At 61.1% G+C, this 16,568-nt stretch carries 15 protein-coding genes and 1 tRNA gene; 4 read left to right on the top strand and 12 right to left on the bottom strand.

Annotated features, from left to right (window positions below):
• Nucleotides 1-19: 19 nt before the first annotated feature.
• From GOEFS_RS12870 to GOEFS_RS12920, 11 genes are all read right to left on the bottom strand, one after another.
• On the bottom strand, nucleotides 20-1,093 hold the full coding sequence (locus GOEFS_RS12870) for an isocitrate/isopropylmalate dehydrogenase family protein (protein WP_007318355.1): 1,074 nt from the start codon (nucleotides 1,091-1,093) through the stop codon (nucleotides 20-22).
• Nucleotides 1,090-1,842: an amino acid ABC transporter ATP-binding protein gene (locus tag GOEFS_RS12875; RefSeq protein WP_007318356.1), complete on the bottom strand. Its 753-nt coding sequence runs from the start codon at nucleotides 1,840-1,842 to the stop codon at nucleotides 1,090-1,092. Before GOEFS_RS12875 ends, GOEFS_RS12870 begins: the two co-directional genes overlap by 4 nt.
• Before the next feature lie 17 nt (nucleotides 1,843-1,859).
• Nucleotides 1,860-2,804, bottom strand: coding sequence for an amino acid ABC transporter permease (locus tag GOEFS_RS12880; protein WP_007318357.1), 945 nt, complete (start codon nucleotides 2,802-2,804; stop codon nucleotides 1,860-1,862).
• Between the two features lie 33 nt (nucleotides 2,805-2,837).
• Complete coding sequence (locus GOEFS_RS12885; RefSeq protein WP_007318358.1) at nucleotides 2,838-3,752, bottom strand: ABC transporter substrate-binding protein; 915 nt, start codon at nucleotides 3,750-3,752, stop codon at nucleotides 2,838-2,840.
• A 113-nt stretch (nucleotides 3,753-3,865) separates the two neighbouring features.
• Entirely contained in the window at nucleotides 3,866-6,535 is a 2,670-nt protein-coding gene (gene polA, locus GOEFS_RS12890; protein ID WP_083837328.1) for a DNA polymerase I, read from the bottom strand.
• Between the two features lie 81 nt (nucleotides 6,536-6,616).
• Nucleotides 6,617-7,366, bottom strand: a complete 750-nt coding sequence (locus GOEFS_RS12895; protein WP_007318360.1) for an ABC transporter ATP-binding protein — start codon at nucleotides 7,364-7,366, stop codon at nucleotides 6,617-6,619.
• On the bottom strand, nucleotides 7,350-8,369 hold the full coding sequence (locus GOEFS_RS12900) for an ABC transporter ATP-binding protein (protein WP_007318361.1): 1,020 nt from the start codon (nucleotides 8,367-8,369) through the stop codon (nucleotides 7,350-7,352). Before GOEFS_RS12900 ends, GOEFS_RS12895 begins: the two co-directional genes overlap by 17 nt.
• Entirely contained in the window at nucleotides 8,366-9,553 is a 1,188-nt protein-coding gene (locus GOEFS_RS12905) for a branched-chain amino acid ABC transporter permease (protein ID WP_007318362.1), read from the bottom strand. The genes GOEFS_RS12900 and GOEFS_RS12905 overlap by 4 nt, the downstream gene beginning before the upstream one ends.
• A complete protein-coding gene (locus GOEFS_RS12910; protein ID WP_007318363.1) occupies nucleotides 9,550-10,620 on the bottom strand; it encodes a branched-chain amino acid ABC transporter permease in 1,071 nt (356 codons plus the stop codon). The genes GOEFS_RS12905 and GOEFS_RS12910 overlap by 4 nt, the downstream gene beginning before the upstream one ends.
• Nucleotides 10,621-10,725: 105 nt before the next feature.
• Nucleotides 10,726-11,949 (bottom strand): branched-chain amino acid ABC transporter substrate-binding protein, encoded by a 1,224-nt coding sequence (locus tag GOEFS_RS12915; RefSeq protein ID WP_007318364.1) that lies wholly within the window; start codon nucleotides 11,947-11,949, stop codon nucleotides 10,726-10,728.
• A gap of 180 nt (nucleotides 11,950-12,129) precedes the next feature.
• A complete protein-coding gene (locus GOEFS_RS12920) occupies nucleotides 12,130-12,735 on the bottom strand; it encodes an ANTAR domain-containing response regulator (protein ID WP_007318365.1) in 606 nt (201 codons plus the stop codon).
• 129 nt (nucleotides 12,736-12,864) lie between these two features.
• On the opposite strand from GOEFS_RS12920, the gene GOEFS_RS12925 reads away from it, so the two are divergent.
• A tRNA-Leu gene (locus GOEFS_RS12925) sits at nucleotides 12,865-12,938 on the top strand.
• A gap of 314 nt (nucleotides 12,939-13,252) precedes the next feature.
• Here GOEFS_RS12925 and GOEFS_RS12930 read toward each other — a convergent pair.
• Nucleotides 13,253-13,813: a TetR/AcrR family transcriptional regulator gene (locus tag GOEFS_RS12930; protein WP_007318366.1), complete on the bottom strand. Its 561-nt coding sequence runs from the start codon at nucleotides 13,811-13,813 to the stop codon at nucleotides 13,253-13,255.
• A 90-nt stretch (nucleotides 13,814-13,903) separates the two neighbouring features.
• Between GOEFS_RS12930 and GOEFS_RS12935 the strand changes: the two genes are divergently transcribed.
• The 3 genes from GOEFS_RS12935 (at nucleotide 13,904) to GOEFS_RS12945 (ending at nucleotide 16,420) form a co-directional block, all read left to right on the top strand.
• On the top strand, nucleotides 13,904-14,365 hold the full coding sequence (locus tag GOEFS_RS12935) for a nuclear transport factor 2 family protein (protein ID WP_007318367.1): 462 nt from the start codon (nucleotides 13,904-13,906) through the stop codon (nucleotides 14,363-14,365).
• Nucleotides 14,366-14,451: 86 nt separating this feature from the next.
• Nucleotides 14,452-14,712 (top strand): hypothetical protein, encoded by a 261-nt coding sequence (locus tag GOEFS_RS12940; RefSeq protein WP_007318368.1) that lies wholly within the window; start codon nucleotides 14,452-14,454, stop codon nucleotides 14,710-14,712.
• Nucleotides 14,713-14,716: 4 nt separating this feature from the next.
• Complete coding sequence (locus GOEFS_RS12945; protein ID WP_007318369.1) at nucleotides 14,717-16,420, top strand: cytochrome c biogenesis protein CcdA; 1,704 nt, start codon at nucleotides 14,717-14,719, stop codon at nucleotides 16,418-16,420.
• The last annotated feature ends 148 nt before the right edge of the window (nucleotides 16,421-16,568 follow it).

Genomic DNA, 16,568 nt, shown 5'->3' on the forward strand with positions numbered 1-16,568 from the left:
CACTCTCCCTATTCCACGTTCACAAGCGCCGAAGAACCTCGGCGGCGAAATCCGACGTACTCGCCGTACCGCCGAGGTCCCGTGTCGCGACTCCAGCGGAAACGGTGGCGATAAGCGCCGAATCAATCTGCGCTGCCGCCGTCATCAGCCGCTCATCTCCGTAATGCTGTGCCTGCCATGCCAACAGCATCGCCGTCGAGGAGATCATTGCCGCGGGATTCGCGACGTCGTGCCCCGCGATATCGGGCGCCGCGCCATGCGCCGCCTGAGCCATCGCCTTGGTCGCCGAGCAGTTAATCGATGCCGCTGTGCCCAGTGACCCAGCGAGTTCGGCGGCAAGATCGGACAAGATGTCACCGAAAAGATTCTCGGTCACCACTACGTCGAAATCGGCCGCACGGCGCACCAGGTGTGCGGCCATCGCGTCGACGTGTTCTTGCGACACCTCGACGTCGGGGAATTCGGCCGCGACGTCGAGACACGCGTCGCGAAATAGCCCGGTCGTCATCGTCAGCACATTGGCCTTGTGCACCACGGTCACCTTTCCCCGACGTCGCCTCGCCCAGGTAAAGGCTTCGCGCGCAATACGTTCGGACGCCGCTCGAGTAATGACCCCGACCGCGAGTGCGACATCGGGGGTCGGCATGAACTCTCCCGAGCCGACGGCCATATTCCGATCTGCGTACAGACCTTCACTGTTCTCCCGCGCTATCAACAGATCGATATCGGGAGTGGTCGCCCGCGCTGCGTCCAGAGCTTTCGCCGGGCGAAGGTTGGCAAAGAGGTTGTAGCGCTTACGAATCACCGCGCCCGGTGTGAGTTGTCCGCGAAATTCGGACGGATACGAGGCCGAATCGTGCGGCCCCAAAATCCACGTGTCGAGTTCATCGAGGGCGGTTAGTGTCTCCTGGGGAGCTGCTGATCCGTGCGAGTCGATCGCGGAACGGCCGAACGGCAATGCGACCCAGTCGACGTCCAAGCCGTTGCGCCGCAACGCTTTCGACGCCACCGACACTGCCACCGGAACGATCTCCGGCCCGATGCCATCACCATCGAGCACTCCGATACGCACGCTCGCGCCGATGCCGCTCACAGTAGCTTCGACAGGAATGCTTGAGTCCGCTCGTGGGTCGGGTTCGCCAACAACTCGCGCGGATCACCCTTCTCCACCACCACGCCACCGTCCATGAACACGAGTTGATCGGCAACCTCACGGGCGAAGCCCATCTCATGGGTCACCACCAGCATCGTCATGCCGCTGGCCGCCAGCTCCCGCATCACGTCAAGCACATCGCCGACCAGTTCGGGGTCCAACGCCGACGTCGGCTCGTCGAACAACATCAGCTTGGGATCCATCGCGAGCGCGCGGGCGATCGCAACACGTTGCTGCTGTCCACCGGACAACTGCGCCGGGTACGCGTCAGCCTTATCTGCCAGCCCAACGCGTGCGAGCAATTCACGGGCCCGCTCGACGGCCTGCGCTTTGGGTGTGCGGGCCACTTGCACGGGTGCCTCGATGACATTCTCCAACGCCGTTCGATGCGGAAACAGATTGAAATGCTGGAACACCATCCCGATGTCTCGACGTTGGCGCGCAGCGTCTTTCGGACTCATCTCGTAAAGTTTGCCGCCACGTTCGCGGTACCCGATAAGCTCGCCGTCAACTACGAGGCGGCCGGCGTTGACCACGTCGAGATGATTGACGCAGCGCAGGAACGTCGACTTACCCGAGCCAGACGGCCCGATAAGACACGCGACCTCGCCCCGCTGCACTTCCAGATTGATGCCCTTGAGCACCTGCAACGCGCCAAAGTTCTTACACACCCCGTCCGCGCGCACCATTGGAACAGTCATGGCTCTCACGCTTCCCTGTTGGTCTTGGTGTCGGACTTGGAGTCGACCGCGGCCGCCAGCGCCTCTAGTTGACGCGCTGACAACTGCCTACTCGCGCCACGCGCGTAATACCGCTCCAGATAGTACTGACCGATCATGAGCACACTCGTAACCGCGAGATACCAGGTGGAGGCCACCATCAACATTGGGATCGGCTGGAAGTTCACCCCGGAAATATCGCGAGCCCGACCGTAGAGTTCCCCGCTGAACGGCACGGCGGCCACCAAGCTCGTCGTCTTGAGCATGGAGATCACCTCGTTGCCGGTGGGCGGAATGATGACCCGCATCGCCTGCGGCAATACTGTGCGCCGCATCGTCTGCGACCACGACATACCAAGTGCCACAGATGCTTCGGTCTGCCCCTCACCGACAGACGAAACTCCGGCACGGACTATTTCGGACATATATGCGGCCTCGTTGAGTCCGAGTCCGATCACCGCGAACAGGAACGCAGCGTTGAGGCTCTGCACGTCGAAATGCGCGAACTGCACCGTAAACGGAATGCCAATATCGATGCGTTTGTAGATCGACCCGAACAACCCCCAGAACACCAACTGCACATAGACCGGCGTACCTCGAAAGATCCACAAATAGGTCCAGGATGTGTACCGCAACACCGGGTTTGGCGATAGCCGCATGATGGCGAGCAATACACCAAGTACCACCGCGATGACCATCGCGAGCACGGTCAGCGCGAGTGTGTACCAGACGCCGGACAGAATTCGAGTATCGAAAAGGTACTCCCGGTAGGTGCCCCACCGATAGGCGCCGTTGGTGGCCGCGCCATAGAGGAAAAGTGCTGCGAGCACCGCGATTACGGCCGCCGCGATCCATTGCCCCGGATGACGCAGCGGCACCGCTTTGATCGGCGCGGCGGTATCACCGCCATCCAGCTTGTCGGATACTGTCATCGACTCTCCTGACCCTGCATATTCGACACCATTTCAGTCTTTGGCGGCGTCGTTGATCTTGGATGTGCCGATCATGCCGCTCTGCACACCCCAGTGTTCCGAGATCGTCCGATAGAAGCCGTTGTCCATCAGGTATTGCATCGCCCGCTGCAGGGCCGGACCAAGCGACGAGCCCTTCCGGACCGGCAAACCATATGGAGCAGCGTCGTAGACCGGGCCAACCACTTCTAGTTGACCATCGGTCTTCTTGACCGCGTAGGCGGTGACCGGCGAATCGGCCGACAGTGCATCGACTCTGCCCAGCAGTAGAGCATTCACCGCCTCGTCCTGACTATCGAATTTCACCTTGACGATCGGTTCCTTACCCTGCGCAACACATTTCGCACTCTTGGCGGGCACTTCGTCGGTGTCTTCGTAGGTCGTTGCCTGAACGCCGACCTTCAGTCCGCAGGCATTGTCCGGGTCGACGTCGTCGTCGGTCCGTTGTGCCCACAGCACACCGGCACTGAAATAGGTGACGAAATCTACCTGCTTCTCACGCTCGGCCGTGTCGGTGAACGACGACATTCCCATGTCGAAAGTCCCCGACTGAATAGCCGGGATGATCTTGTCGAAGTCGGACTCTTTGAACTCCGGACGCAGCCCGAGGACCTGCGACACCGCGCGCATCAAATCGACGTCGTATCCGATGATCTCGCCGTCGCGGTTCTTGAACTCATTCGGCTGATAGGGCGGATTGGTACCGATACGGAGCACGCCTGACTCGCGAATCTCCGCGGGCACTATCTCGGCAATCGCCGGCTGCTTCGCGATTGTCAAGGTGATCGGCTTGGTGTCCAAAAGGGATTCGTCGTTGGTGCAGGACGACAGAGATAGAACTGCCGCGACCGCGATGATCACGACGGCGACGAACCACCCGTCCCGCGCCTCGCGTCGTCGAATCAACACTCTTGTCTCCTGCCTGGTTACCCGGAGTCGAACACCGGGAATCTCCAGAAGAAACTTACTGTGTCATCGGGTTCGATGCTGGCTAACGGTGTATGCGCGGCGCGTCTGTGGGCTCAGTGTGCGGCGTCGTCCCAGGACCGGCCGAAGCCGACCGACACATCAAGCGGCACTGACAGTTCGATTGCCGAACCCATTTCTTCCCGCACCAGCTTCTCGACGTCGTCGCGCTCGCCGTCGGCGATCTCCAGGACCAATTCGTCGTGCACCTGCAGGAGCATGCGGGAGCGTCGTTCCTCGGCGACCAACCGCTTGTGCACGTTGATCATCGCTACCTTGATGATGTCGGCGGCCGTGCCCTGGATGGGGGCGTTGAGCGCCATCCGCTCGGCTGCCTGACGCCGCTGCCAGTTGCTGTGAGTGAGATCTGGCAAGTACCGTCGACGGCCGAAAAGCGTTGCGGTGTACTCGTTTTTGCGCGCCTGTCCAACCACGTCGCGCAAGTAGTCACGCACTCCGCCGAATCGCGCGAAGTATGCCTCCATCTGTTCACTGGCCTCGTCACGACTGATACCGAGTTGCGCGGCGAGCCCGAACGCGCTCAACCCGTATGCCAGTCCATAGGACATCGCCTTGACCCGATGCCGCAATTCGGTTGTCACTTCATCGATCGGCACCCCGAACGCCCGCGATCCGACGAAATTGTGCAGATCCTCCCCCGAGTTGAACGCTTCGATAAGACCCGCGTCCTCGGACACATGAGCCATGATGCGCATCTCGATCTGGCTGTAGTCGGCGGTCATCAAGGTCTCGAAACCCGAATCGTCCCCCGACTCCACCACGAACCCCTTGCGGATTTCCCGGCCAGCAGCCGTACGGACTGGAATGTTCTGCAAATTGGGTTCGGTCGATGACAGGCGGCCGGTCGCGGCGATCGTCTGATTGAATGTCGTGTGGATTCGACCATCGGGCGCAACCGATTTCAATAGACCGTCGACGGTCACCTTCAATCGTGTCGCATCACGATGCTCCAGCAGGTGCGCCAAGAACGGATGCTCGGTCTTCTCGTACAGACTCTGCAGCGCGTCGGCGTCGGTGGTGTACCCCGTCTTGGTCTTCTTGGTCTTCGGCATATCGAGCTTGTCGAAGAGGATTGTCTGCAGTTGTTTAGGTGAACCCAGATTGACCTGCTCGCCGATGACCGCGTACGCCGCATCTGCCGCGGTCCGCACTCGATCGGCGAAACCCGCCTCAAGTGTCTGAAAGTGCTTGGTATCGACCGCGATTCCGGTCGCTTCCAGTTCGGCGAGTACGAACAGCAGCGGCAATTCCAGATCGGTTAACAGCGACCGAGACTCGATCTGTTCGAGTTCGGCGTCGAAAGCGTCGGCCAACTCCGCGACTGCGCGGGCCTGCAGCATCTGTTGCTGGGCCTGCTTGTCGTCGGACGCGTCGGCGTCGAGGAGCGACATCTGACCGTCGCCGGGAGTGTCGTCGGCACGCAATTCTCGGCGCAGATAGCGCAGCGCGAGATCGTCGAGGTTGAAGGTGCGCTGACCGGGCCGGACGAGATAGGCGGCGAGTGAGGTGTCGCTACTGACACCTTTGAGCTTCCAGCCACGGCTACGCAAAGCATGAAAAGCCCACTTAGCCTCGTGTACCGCCTTGTCTGCCCCATCATCAGCAAGCCAGTCACCCAGGGCCCGCTCATCGTCGGGATCGAGCGTGGCGGTGTCGAGGTACGCCGATACGCCGTCGGCAGCGGCGATGGCCAGCCCCTCGGTGTCAGAATCCATCACCGACTGCGCACCAACGATCGACAAGCCGCTGCGTCCGGTGCGGGCATGTTCATCCAGCCAGGCGCGTACCGTCCCGGCTGCCAACAACTCTCCATCAACTTCGAATCCCGCGTCGGCTTCCGGTTCGACTGACGTCAGTTGTGCGAACAGGCGATCACGCAGCACGCGGAATTCCAGCTCGTCGAACAGAGCGTGAACTCGCTCGCGATCCCACCCCACCACCTTCAGATCGTCTGGGCCGGAGGGTAATTCGACGTCTCGAATCAACTGAGTCAGTTGCCGGTTGGTTTGCACGGATGCCAAATTCGCCCGCAGCGCATCGCCTACTTTGCCGCGGACCTCATCCACGTGGTCGACCAGTTCTGACAACGATCCATAGTCTCGGATCCATTTGGCGGCGGTCTTCTCGCCGACGCCGGGGATATTGGGGAGATTGTCGCTCTTGTCGCCGCGGATTGCCGCGTAGTCGGGATACTGCGCCGGAGTGAGCCCGTATTTCTTCTCCACTTCTTCCGGCGTAAAGCGCGTCAGCTCCGACACTCCGCGCTTGGGGTAGAGAACCGTGATGTTGTCGTTAACCAACTGCAGGGCATCCCGGTCACCGGTCACCACCAACACCTTGTAGTCACGCTCGTCGGCCTGAGTGGCCAGGGTGGCGATGACGTCGTCGGCCTCGAAATTCTCCACCGAGAAATGCGGGATCCCTAGGACGTCGAGCACGTCTTTGATGATGTCGACCTGGCCGCGGAAGGCATCCGGTGACGACTCGCGCTGCGCTTTGTATTCGGGAAACATCTCCGAACGAAATGTCTTACGCGACACGTCGAAGGCCGCGGCCAGGTGCGTCGGCTGCTCGTCGCGCAGGAGGTTGATCAGCATCGAGGTAAAACCGAAGACCGCGTTGGTGACCTGCCCGGACGCCGTTGTGATGTCCGGCGGCAACGCGAAGAAGGCCCGGTAGGCCAGCGAGTGCCCGTCGAGGAGCATCAGGGTCGGCGTCTCTTGGGCTGTCTTGGTGTCACTCACCGTGTGGAGTCTAGTGCCTACTACCGACAGGGCGGGGCGCGGTTACGCGACTCCCAGGTAAGCGTCCCGCACGGCATTGTCATGCAGCAGATCACGCCCGGCGCCTTCTTTGGTAATGACGCCGGTTTCCATGATGTAGGCGCGGTCGGACCGACTCAGAGCCTGCTGTGCGTTCTGTTCGACCAGCAGCACAGTGGTCCCCTCGGAGTTGATCTGTTTGATAATCGCGAAAATCTGGGCGATTACCTTGGGCGCCAACCCCATTGACGGTTCATCCAGCAATAGCAGCCGCGGCCGCGCCATCAGCGCCCGCCCGATAGCGAGCATCTGCTGTTCGCCACCGGACATCGTGCCGCCGTACTGGCCACGTCGCTCGGCGAGTCGCGGGAACAGCCCCAGAACGTGGTCAAGGGTCGATCTGTAAGCCGGTTTGGACTCGAATTTCCTTGCGTAACAGCCCATATCAAGATTCTCTTGCACGGTCATGCCCGGGAAGATGTGTCGTCCCTCGGGAACCTGAATGATGCCTTGTTTCACTCGAGAATGGGTTGAGGCAACCGTGATATCGGTGCCGTCGAACATGATTCGCCCGGTTGTGGGTTTATGCAGTCCCGACAACGCGCGCATCGTCGTCGACTTTCCCGCGCCGTTCGCGCCGAGCAGAGTTACCAGCTCCCCGGGCCGAACATGCAGCGAAATCCCATGCAGGGCTTCGATCCGACCGTAGTGGACCGCGAGATCGTCGATGATCAGTAGCGGGTCGTCAACCGATTGCTCAGGCGATCTCGTCATCAGGTACTCCAAGGTAGGCCGCAATGACTGCGGGGTTCTCACGCACGTGCGCCGGTGTCCCCTCGGCGATCTTACGACCGAACTCCAGCACTACGATTCGATCGGTTACCCCCATGACCAGGCGCATATCGTGCTCGATGAGCAGTACCGTGTAGCCGTCGTCGCGGATCTTACGAATGAGATCCATCAATGCGGCCTTCTCCCGGGGGTTGAATCCGGCGGCCGGCTCGTCAAGACATAGCAGTTTCGGTTCGGTTGCCAACGCCCGCGCGATTTCCAGCCGCCGCTGGTCACCGTAGGACAAGTTGGATGCCTTCTCGGCGGCACGGGACGCGATGCCCACGAATTCCAACAAGGCCATCCCGCGGTCGACGGCGTCGTGCTCCTCGCGGTAATGCCGCGGGGTGCGGAAGATCGCCCCGGCCACCGAGGTGTGGTGCCGGGCGTCGGTCCCGACGGCCACATTCTCCAGCGCGGTCATCTCGCCCCATAACCGCACGTTCTGGAATGTACGGGCGATACCCAGCCGAGTAATCTTGTGCTGCTTGACTTTTCCGAGCAGCTTGCCGTCGAAGACCACTGTGCCGCGGCTGGGTCGGTAGACGCCGGTGATGGCGTTGAAGCATGTCGTTTTGCCCGCGCCGTTTGGCCCGATGAGACCGAGGATTTCGCCGCGCTTGATATCGAAGGTGACGTCATCGAGGGCGGCCAGGCCGCCGAATTCTACCGTAATGCCATCGACCTCGAGTAATACCTCACCTTCAGCCGATGCCATCTCACGTTGCGGCGCAACGATTTCCGCGACGGCCTCCGGATCAGCCAGAGCCGGATCGATCGCGGCCGGATCGACCACCACGGTGGTGTCGGCAGCAGTATCGTCAACAGCGACGGAATCGGGTTGCACTTCGGTCTCGGCGTCCGACTTGGTCAAGTCGGCGGGTGCCTGCGTGTCGGGCTCCTGCACCGAATCAGCCGTCCAGTCGTCGGAACGTCGATGTCTCATGAGCGAACCTCCTGCGCGACGGCTTCCGAATCTGGTACCCGCCGCGCCGTCGAATAGACCTTGCGGCCGAAGGTAATTAGCTTGGCCCGCGCCGGGAACAACCCTTGTGGGCGGAAGATCATCAAGAGCACCAACGCGATTCCGAAGAACAGGTATTTGTAGTCACCGAGCGATTGTCCGCCGACTTCGATGCCCTGCACTTTCGCCGGTAGGTACACGACGATAAACGCACCGACGATCACACCGAGTTTGTTGCCCTGACCACCGAGTACCACCGCGCACAGGAACAGCATCGAGTTGATGACGGTGAATGCCTTCGGGTCGACGTACTGAACCTGTCCGGCGTAGATGGCACCCGAAAGGCCACCAACTCCGGCGCCGATAACAAAGGCCCACAATTTGTACTTGAACGTCGGGACGCCCATGATCTCCGCCGCATCTTCGTCTTCGCGGATGGCGATCCAGGAGCGACCGACCCGGCTACGCTCCAGATTGCCCACCACTAGCAGCACCAAGATGATCGCGGCGATACCCAGCCAATACCACCAGACACCGTAGCTAATTCCAGAATCATTCGAGTTAGAGAAGACGCCCTCGGGGTGCGCATCGGACTTGCCCAGTTCCGGGAATAGCACGTTGTTGAGGCCGGCGGCTCCGTTGGTGAGACCCTTGAGGTTGTCGGCCAGCAGCCGGACGATTTCGCCGAAACCAAGCGTGACGATCGCGAGATAGTCGCCCCGCACGCGCAGCGTCGGCGTACCCAAAATCACGCCAGTCAGGCCGGTGATAATGATCGCCAGCGGTACACACGCCAGCCACGCCCACGGCCCCGAGAACAGTCCGTGGTCGGCACTATCCCAGAGCGGACTGGCCGGGCTGGTCAGCAGTGCGACCGCATACGCACCGACCGCGTAGAACCCGACGTAACCCAAATCGAGCAAACCTGTCTGTCCGACAACAACATTCAGGCCGATCGCGATCAACGCGACCATCGCGACCTGAGCCATCGTGGCACCGAAATCAACGGCGGTGGTGGTGATGAACGGTGGCTTGATTACCGGCAAGAGGGCCAGTAGCAGGATCAGCGGTGCACCCGCTACCCATTGCATCGGACGGGATAGATCGTTCCAACGATCGCGGATCGGTATCCAGATCGACAACCATCGCTCGACGAACTTGCTCATACGCGCGCCTTTCCAAGCTTCTCCCCAAGGATGCCGGTCGGTCGGAACATCAGCACGAGAATCAACAGGGCGAACGCGACGACGTCTTTCCACTGATTGCCGAAGACGACCGAACCGTAGTTCTCCATCACGCCGAGCAACAGACCGCCGAGCAGGGCGCCGCGAACGTTGCCAATACCGCCGAGAACCGCCGCACAGAACGCCTTGATGCCGAGGATGAAGCCGCCGTAGTAGACGATATTCGTGGGGATACGCAAGGTGTAGAAGAGCGCCGCGGCGCCGGCGAGTATTCCGCCGATCAAGAAGGTCACCATAATGGTGCGTTCCCGTGAGACGCCCATAAGGAGCGCGGCGTCGGGGTCTTGCGCGACCGACCGGACTCCACGGCCGAGTTTCGTTTTGTTGAGCGCCAGGTCGGTCCCCAGCGCTAGCCCGATCGCGACAATGATGGTGACCAATGTCAGGTTCGACACCGACGCACCAAAGATGTGGAACTGGGTAGTCGGATCGACGAGTTTGATCTGCGGCTGCGCGGTCGAACCACCGAGCCGCGGAGTGGTCGGGATCTTCGGCAGGAGGTAGTGCACCACTTCCTGCAGGACGAACGACATACCGATCGCGGTAATCAGGAAAGCGAGCGGTTTGGCACCTCGACGTCGTAGCGGCCGGTACGCGACGAACTCCAAACCGACTGCGGCGGTACCGGATACAGCCATACCGAGCAGACCGGCGACTAACAAGTACACGATTGTCATCATCGTGCCGGAGTTGTAGGTGTCGCCTGAGGGCGAGAACCCCAGCAGCAGGAGACCAACGTACTGCCCGAACATGCCGAGCATGAAGATCTCGGAGTGCGCGAAGTTGATGAGTTTGAGGACGCCGTAGACCAATGTGTAGCCGACCGCCACCAGTGCGTAGATCGAGCCATAGGCCAGGCCTTCAATGGTCAGGCTCCAGAACCCGGCGCGTAGTGCGCCGAGGTCGAAATTGAGATCAGAGGCGATGGTCTGCGGTTCGAGCACTTGAGGTGCCGTTGCTATCGTCTCGGCAAGGGTGTGGACGATCATTCGTGGAGTTTCACCGCGCTATCTTCTCGCGTACCGACAGGTCACAGCATGTGAGACGACAGCATGCCCGGACACCAGGGTCCGGACATGCTGTGCGTCATCGAATTACTTGACCTGGTAGACCCAGATATTGGATGAGGTCAGCTCACCCTTCGGAGTCCACTGGTACTTACGCGCCAGTCCGTTCCCGCTGTAGTTCTTCACGTAGTTCAGTAGCGCCGAACGAGTGCGCTTACCCTCGGTGATGCCCTTCATCAGGATGGTCGCGAGGTCGTATGCCTCCACCGAGTAGACGCCCGGCTTCTGGTTGAACTTCGCGGTGTAGTCAGCTTTGAACTTGTCCGGCGCCGGGCCACACGGGCAGGACAGCACCGCACCCTTAGCCGAATTGCCCGCCAGGGAAATGAAGTTGGGGTCATTGGCGCCGTCACCGGAAACAAAGGTGACGTCGGGGGCAGCCGACTTCAATTGCTGCGCAAGAGGTGCGGCCTCGGAGTAGTACCCCGCGTAGAACACGGCGTCGGGGCTAGCCTGCTGAATCTTGGTCACCACCGCCGAGAAGTCACGCTCCCCCTTCTTGACATCGCCATCGCAGTCGGCGTTGGCCGATCCCAGCGAAGCGCTGACCGCACGCGCCAGTCCCGCACCGTATTCGGTGTCGTCTTTGATGACACACACCTTCTTCTTGCCGAGCTTGCCGGTGAGGTACTTGGCGACCGCGGGTCCCTGTACGTCGTCGTTGGCCAGTCCGCGGAAGAAGGTCTTCCAGCCGTTGTCGGTCAGTGCCGGGTTGGTCGCGGAGGCAGTCACCGAGACCAGACCGGCTTGGCTGAATACGCCACCGGTGGCCTTGGTTTCACCGGAGAAGGCCGGACCGATCAGCGCGACGATTGAGTCCTGCGAGACGATCTGCGGCGCGACCTGTGTTGCCTTCTGCGGATCACCTTCTGTGTCAAAGGTTTTCAGCGTGATCTGGCAGTCGGCATTGGCCGCGTTGTGTTGATCGACGGCCAATTGTGCGCCGTAGCGGATGTTGATACCCAACGCGGCGTCGGCGCCGGTGAGCGCACCAGCCATCGCGATGGTCGTGTTGGGGCATTTGGCTTTGCCGTCCCCGGCCGGGTCAGCAGCGTCGGTCTCGGCGGTAACCGGAACCTCTTGGCCGGATGTGTTGATCTGTGCCAACTTGTCGATCGACAGTCCGGAGCTGGGCGCACCTGCGCTGCTTCCGGACTCATCGGAGTTGGTCGATTTGCTGCCACACGCGGAGACTGCGAGCACTCCGGTGAGTGCCACCGCTAGGGCGGTCGTGGTCATGCGACGGTGCATTTAGCTACCTCTCACTTGCCCTCCGACGCCGGTACGCGGAGGTTCTACTAGGGAAGACCCTCGCAAAAAGATAAACCGAACGTCGTGCGGGCGCGCGCTTTTGGGACAACCGTGCAGGCACTCTTGTGGGAGAGTTTCACAGATTTAACACGATGTCCGCTTTAGGCGGTATGTGAGAGATCAACCGAGAGTTTCGACGACGACCTGCGCGACGGCCTTCATGGTCGTGCGGCGGTCCATCGCGGCGCGCTGAATCCAGCTGAACGCCTCGGGTTCGCTCATCGATTGCTTGGCCATCAGAAGTCCCTTGGCGCGGTCGACGAGTTTGCGGGTTTCCAGGCGGTCGCCGATCGTGGCGACCTCCTTCTCCAGCGCGGTCAACTCCTGATAGCGACTAACCGCGACTTCGATCGCGGGCACCAAGTCGGTTTTCGTGAACGGTTTGACGAGATATGCCATCGCGCCTGCGTCGCGCGCCTTCTCGATGAAGTCGCGCTGGCTGAACGCGGTCAGCATTACTACCGGCGCGAGTCGTTTGGCGGCGATCTCGGTGGCGGCGTCGATACCGTCGCGGACTGGCATCTTGATATCCATGATCACGAGGTCGGGATTGAGTTTGACGGTGAGGTCGACGGCGACCTGCCCGTTGGGCGCCTCCCCAACGACGTCGTAGCCCTCTTCGCGCAGCATTTCGATGAGGTCCATCCGGATCAGCGAATCGTCTTCGGCGACCAGGACGCGGTGCGCGGTCGGCGTTACCTCGCCTGCCTGCGTGCTGTCTGTCATCGCTTTCGCCTCTCTCCCAAACACATTCGCCGACGATCACCGCACGTCGCGCACCCATGACCCTACCGGGTTGGATTCTCCTGGCACCGATCTACTAGAGTGATCTCTCGCGGCTCTCACGAGCCGCATGCCCTCGTAGCCCAATTGGCAGAGGCAACGGATTCAAAACCCGTCCAGTGTGAGTTCGAGTCTCACCGAGGGCACAGTGAGACCCCTGTTCAGCAGGGGCTGCGTTTTCAAATGCGGTCAGAACTGGTGTCTGGCCATGTCGAATTGCCTGCGTTTGGCGTCGCAGCCGCCATACTCACCAAGTACGCACTCATCCAGACCACTTCATCAAAAGCTGACACCTCAACTTGACGGCGGGCGACCGTCAGCGAACCAGGCTCGCAGCTCTCGCGGCCCTAGCCCTACTTCATGAGCCCCGTGGGCGCGCATCGATTTTCAGCCGTTCGCCATCTTGGGCCCGAATCGGCGACCCCAGTTGTGCAGCGATTCCCCCCGTGCGAGGATCCGCCTAATCCATCAACGCTCGCGCCGCAGTCCGCGCGTCCCGCGCAACCGCCACTCCACCCTGGATTGAGGCCATGACGATCGCCCCTTCGGCTAGCAGACACAACGGGACCGCCAGTCCGTCGCCAACGTCATTGGCCCAGGTAGCAATTTGCCTATGGAAAGCGTCCTTGTGCGAACGCACCTCGGCGAGAATCGCCGGCGATGCGGAGCCGAGCTCGCCATAGACATTGATCCACGCGCAGCCACGAAACTCCGGCTCGGCAAACCATCGCTCAAGCCAGTCAAAAAGAGCGAGGACCCGCTCGCGCGGTTGGTCATATCTCCGCACGTATTCGACAACGCTTGACCGCCACCGCAGGTCACGTCGTTTCAGTACCGCGACAACAAGATCCTCCTTCGTCGGGAAAAGTCCATAGATCCGCTTCAGCGATATGCCAGAGGCCGCACGTACCGCATCCATACCGACCGCTTGGATACCGCGCTCGTAGAAGAGAGATTCTGCTGCGTCGAGGAGTGCCTGACGCTCGCGGTCTAGCTGCTCCGGGCTTGTGCGAGTGGGCAAATCGGACCTCTCCTTGACCTTGAGAACGTACGTTCTCTACTCTAACCGACAAGTCCGAGAACGATCGTTTTCCACCGAAAGGTTGCAGCAATGGCCGAAACCCGACCACCGTTCCCGCCGTTCACCGAAGAGACGGCCATTCAGAAGGTCCAGGCAGCGGAGGACGCGTGGAACACGCGTGATCCCGAACGAGTGTCGCTCGCTTACACACCCGATTCGACATGGCGCAATCGAGACGTATTCATCTCGGGCCGACTCGAAATCGTCCAGTTCCTCACCGCCAAGTGGGAGCGCGAACTCGACTACGCCCTCCGAAAAAGCTTGTGGGGCTTCCGGAATAACCGAATGGCGGTGCGATTCCAGTATGAATGGCACGACTCCGATGGCCAGTGGTGGCGCAGCCACGGGAACGAACTGTGGCAGTTCGATACGGAAGGGCTGATGGAAAGGCGCGAAGCCAGCATCAATGACGTGGCGATAGCCGAGACCGATCGGCGCATCTTCGGCCGGCGAACCGATGAGGAACGAGGCGTGGAGATTCCACTGCGATAGTTACCAAGAAGCCTCCGGCCTCCTTGTGACCCACCTCACTATCGGCGTAGTCTGAGACAGCGCACCGCCAACCCAAGGAGGCCACCATGGCCCTGCTTTCAACTTCGCGCCGCCTCGCCGCGATCACGGCGGCAACAGCAGCAGTCATCACCGGAATCGGTGGGCTCAGCGCCGCCAATGCCGCCCCGGCGCCCGGCACATCTTGTGGCCCCAACAAGGTGATTACCACCGTCCACACCTGTGCGCCGATCAACTCACACTGCACCGGATACGACCTCATGCTCATCGGACGCGTCGACCGCGCCGGACGCTGCGTCATCCCCGGAATGAATGGCACCACTTGGTGACCCAGTGACACTTCTGCTCGTCGGCTTTGTCGGCGGGATCCTCGCCGGCATTTCGCCGTGCGTCCTCCCGGTACTCCCGGTCGTCCTGATGGGCAGCGCCACAGCCCCCTCCCCTAACGGCGCAGGATCCTCTACCTCGCTCGGTCGCCTACGGCCGGTCTGCATCGTCCTCGGCCTCACCCTGAGTTTCGCGCTCATAACACTGTTCGGCACGTTACTGCTCGCAGCACTGCATCTGCCCACATCACTACTTCGATGGCTCGGACTCGCAGCACTGGTCCTCGTCGGGTTAAGCATGCTGATCCCATCCCTCGAACAACTCATCGAGCGTGTGTTCGCCCGAATCCCACAGCGCCACATCACATCTCAAGGCTCCGGTGCGCTCGGCGGATTCGTGCTCGGACTCGCGCTCGGCGCGGTATTCGTTCCGTGTGCCGGGCCAGTACTCGCAGCGATCGCCGTTGCCGGCGCTACCGGAACCATCGGTGTGGAAACCGTTCTACTCACCGTCGCATTCGCGGCAGGCGTGGCGGTACCCCTACTCATCGTCGCGCTCGCGGGAAACCGATTGAGCGCCCGTGTCCGCGGGCTCCAACGTCGCCAACGACTCGTCCGCGGTATCGCCGGTGTACTAGTCATCGCGCTCGCCGTCGCACTAACCTTCGACCTGACCGGCGCTATCCAGCGCCGAATCCCCGACTACACAGCGTCTCTCGCCGATCCGCTACAAACTCACGTCACTGTCCCGGCGGCCGCGGGAAACGGGTCACTGCGAACATGTCAGGAAGCCGCGTTCAACGCCGAAGAGAAGGGGCTGACCGACTGCGGACGCGCGCCCGAGTTCGCCAAGATCTCCCAGTGGCTCAACGGTTCCCCGACGACAATCGCGAAACTGCGCGGCAAAGTCGTGCTGATCGACTTCTGGGCTTACTCGTGCATCAACTGCCAGCGCGAGCTCCCGCACGTCGAAGCGTGGTGGAAAGCCTACGCCCCCTTTGGGTTCCACGTCATCGGCGTGCACACACCCGAATACGCCTTTGAACACGACACCGGAAACATCGCCTCGGGAGCCGCGAAACTCGGCCTGACATTCCCGGTCGCGGTCGACAACGACTACGGCACCTGGACGGCGTATCAAAATGTGGCCTGGCCGGCTGGATACCTCATCGACGCGAAAGGAGTGATCCGGCATGTCAGCCTCGGCGAGGGCAAATATGACCGCAATGAGAAGTACATCCGCGACCTATTGACGACGGCCAACCCCAACGTCGAACTCCCCGCCGCCACCGACCTCGCCGACAAGACGCCGACCGACCGGCAACGCACTCCCGAGACATTCCTGGGGATCTCCAAAAAGCAGTCCTACAGCGGCACAGGCGTTTACGCATCCGGGCCACAATCATTCGCCGACGAAGGCACACCGGCTGCCAATACCTACCGACTTAGCGGGACCTGGACACTCGCCGACGACGACATCATGGCCGAGGCCGACGCGCAGATCACGCTGACCTACCGGGCGCGGGAGGTCTATCTCAACGTCGGCGGCACGGGCACACTAACGGTTACCGAGAATGGATCGACAAGGACAATCGGCGTATCCGGTCCACCCGACATTCGCACGGTCTCCGCCAATACCGCGTCGCAATCCGGAACTGTCACCATCGCATTGTCCCCGGGCTTACACGCCTACTCATTCACTTTCGGTTGATATGCCCAAGACTTTCGTGGGAGTTAATGCGACGGCGCGCCCACTAGAAAATCGCACTAACGTCAACATAGTTCCGCATAGTTATCTCGTGGCGCCACGCCATGTCGTCTCGAAAAAGTTTAGGTATACCTTCCTTCCTAATTCGGTT

Source organism: Gordonia effusa NBRC 100432 (genome assembly GCF_000241305.1).
Lineage (GTDB): Bacteria > Actinomycetota > Actinomycetes > Mycobacteriales > Mycobacteriaceae > Gordonia > Gordonia effusa.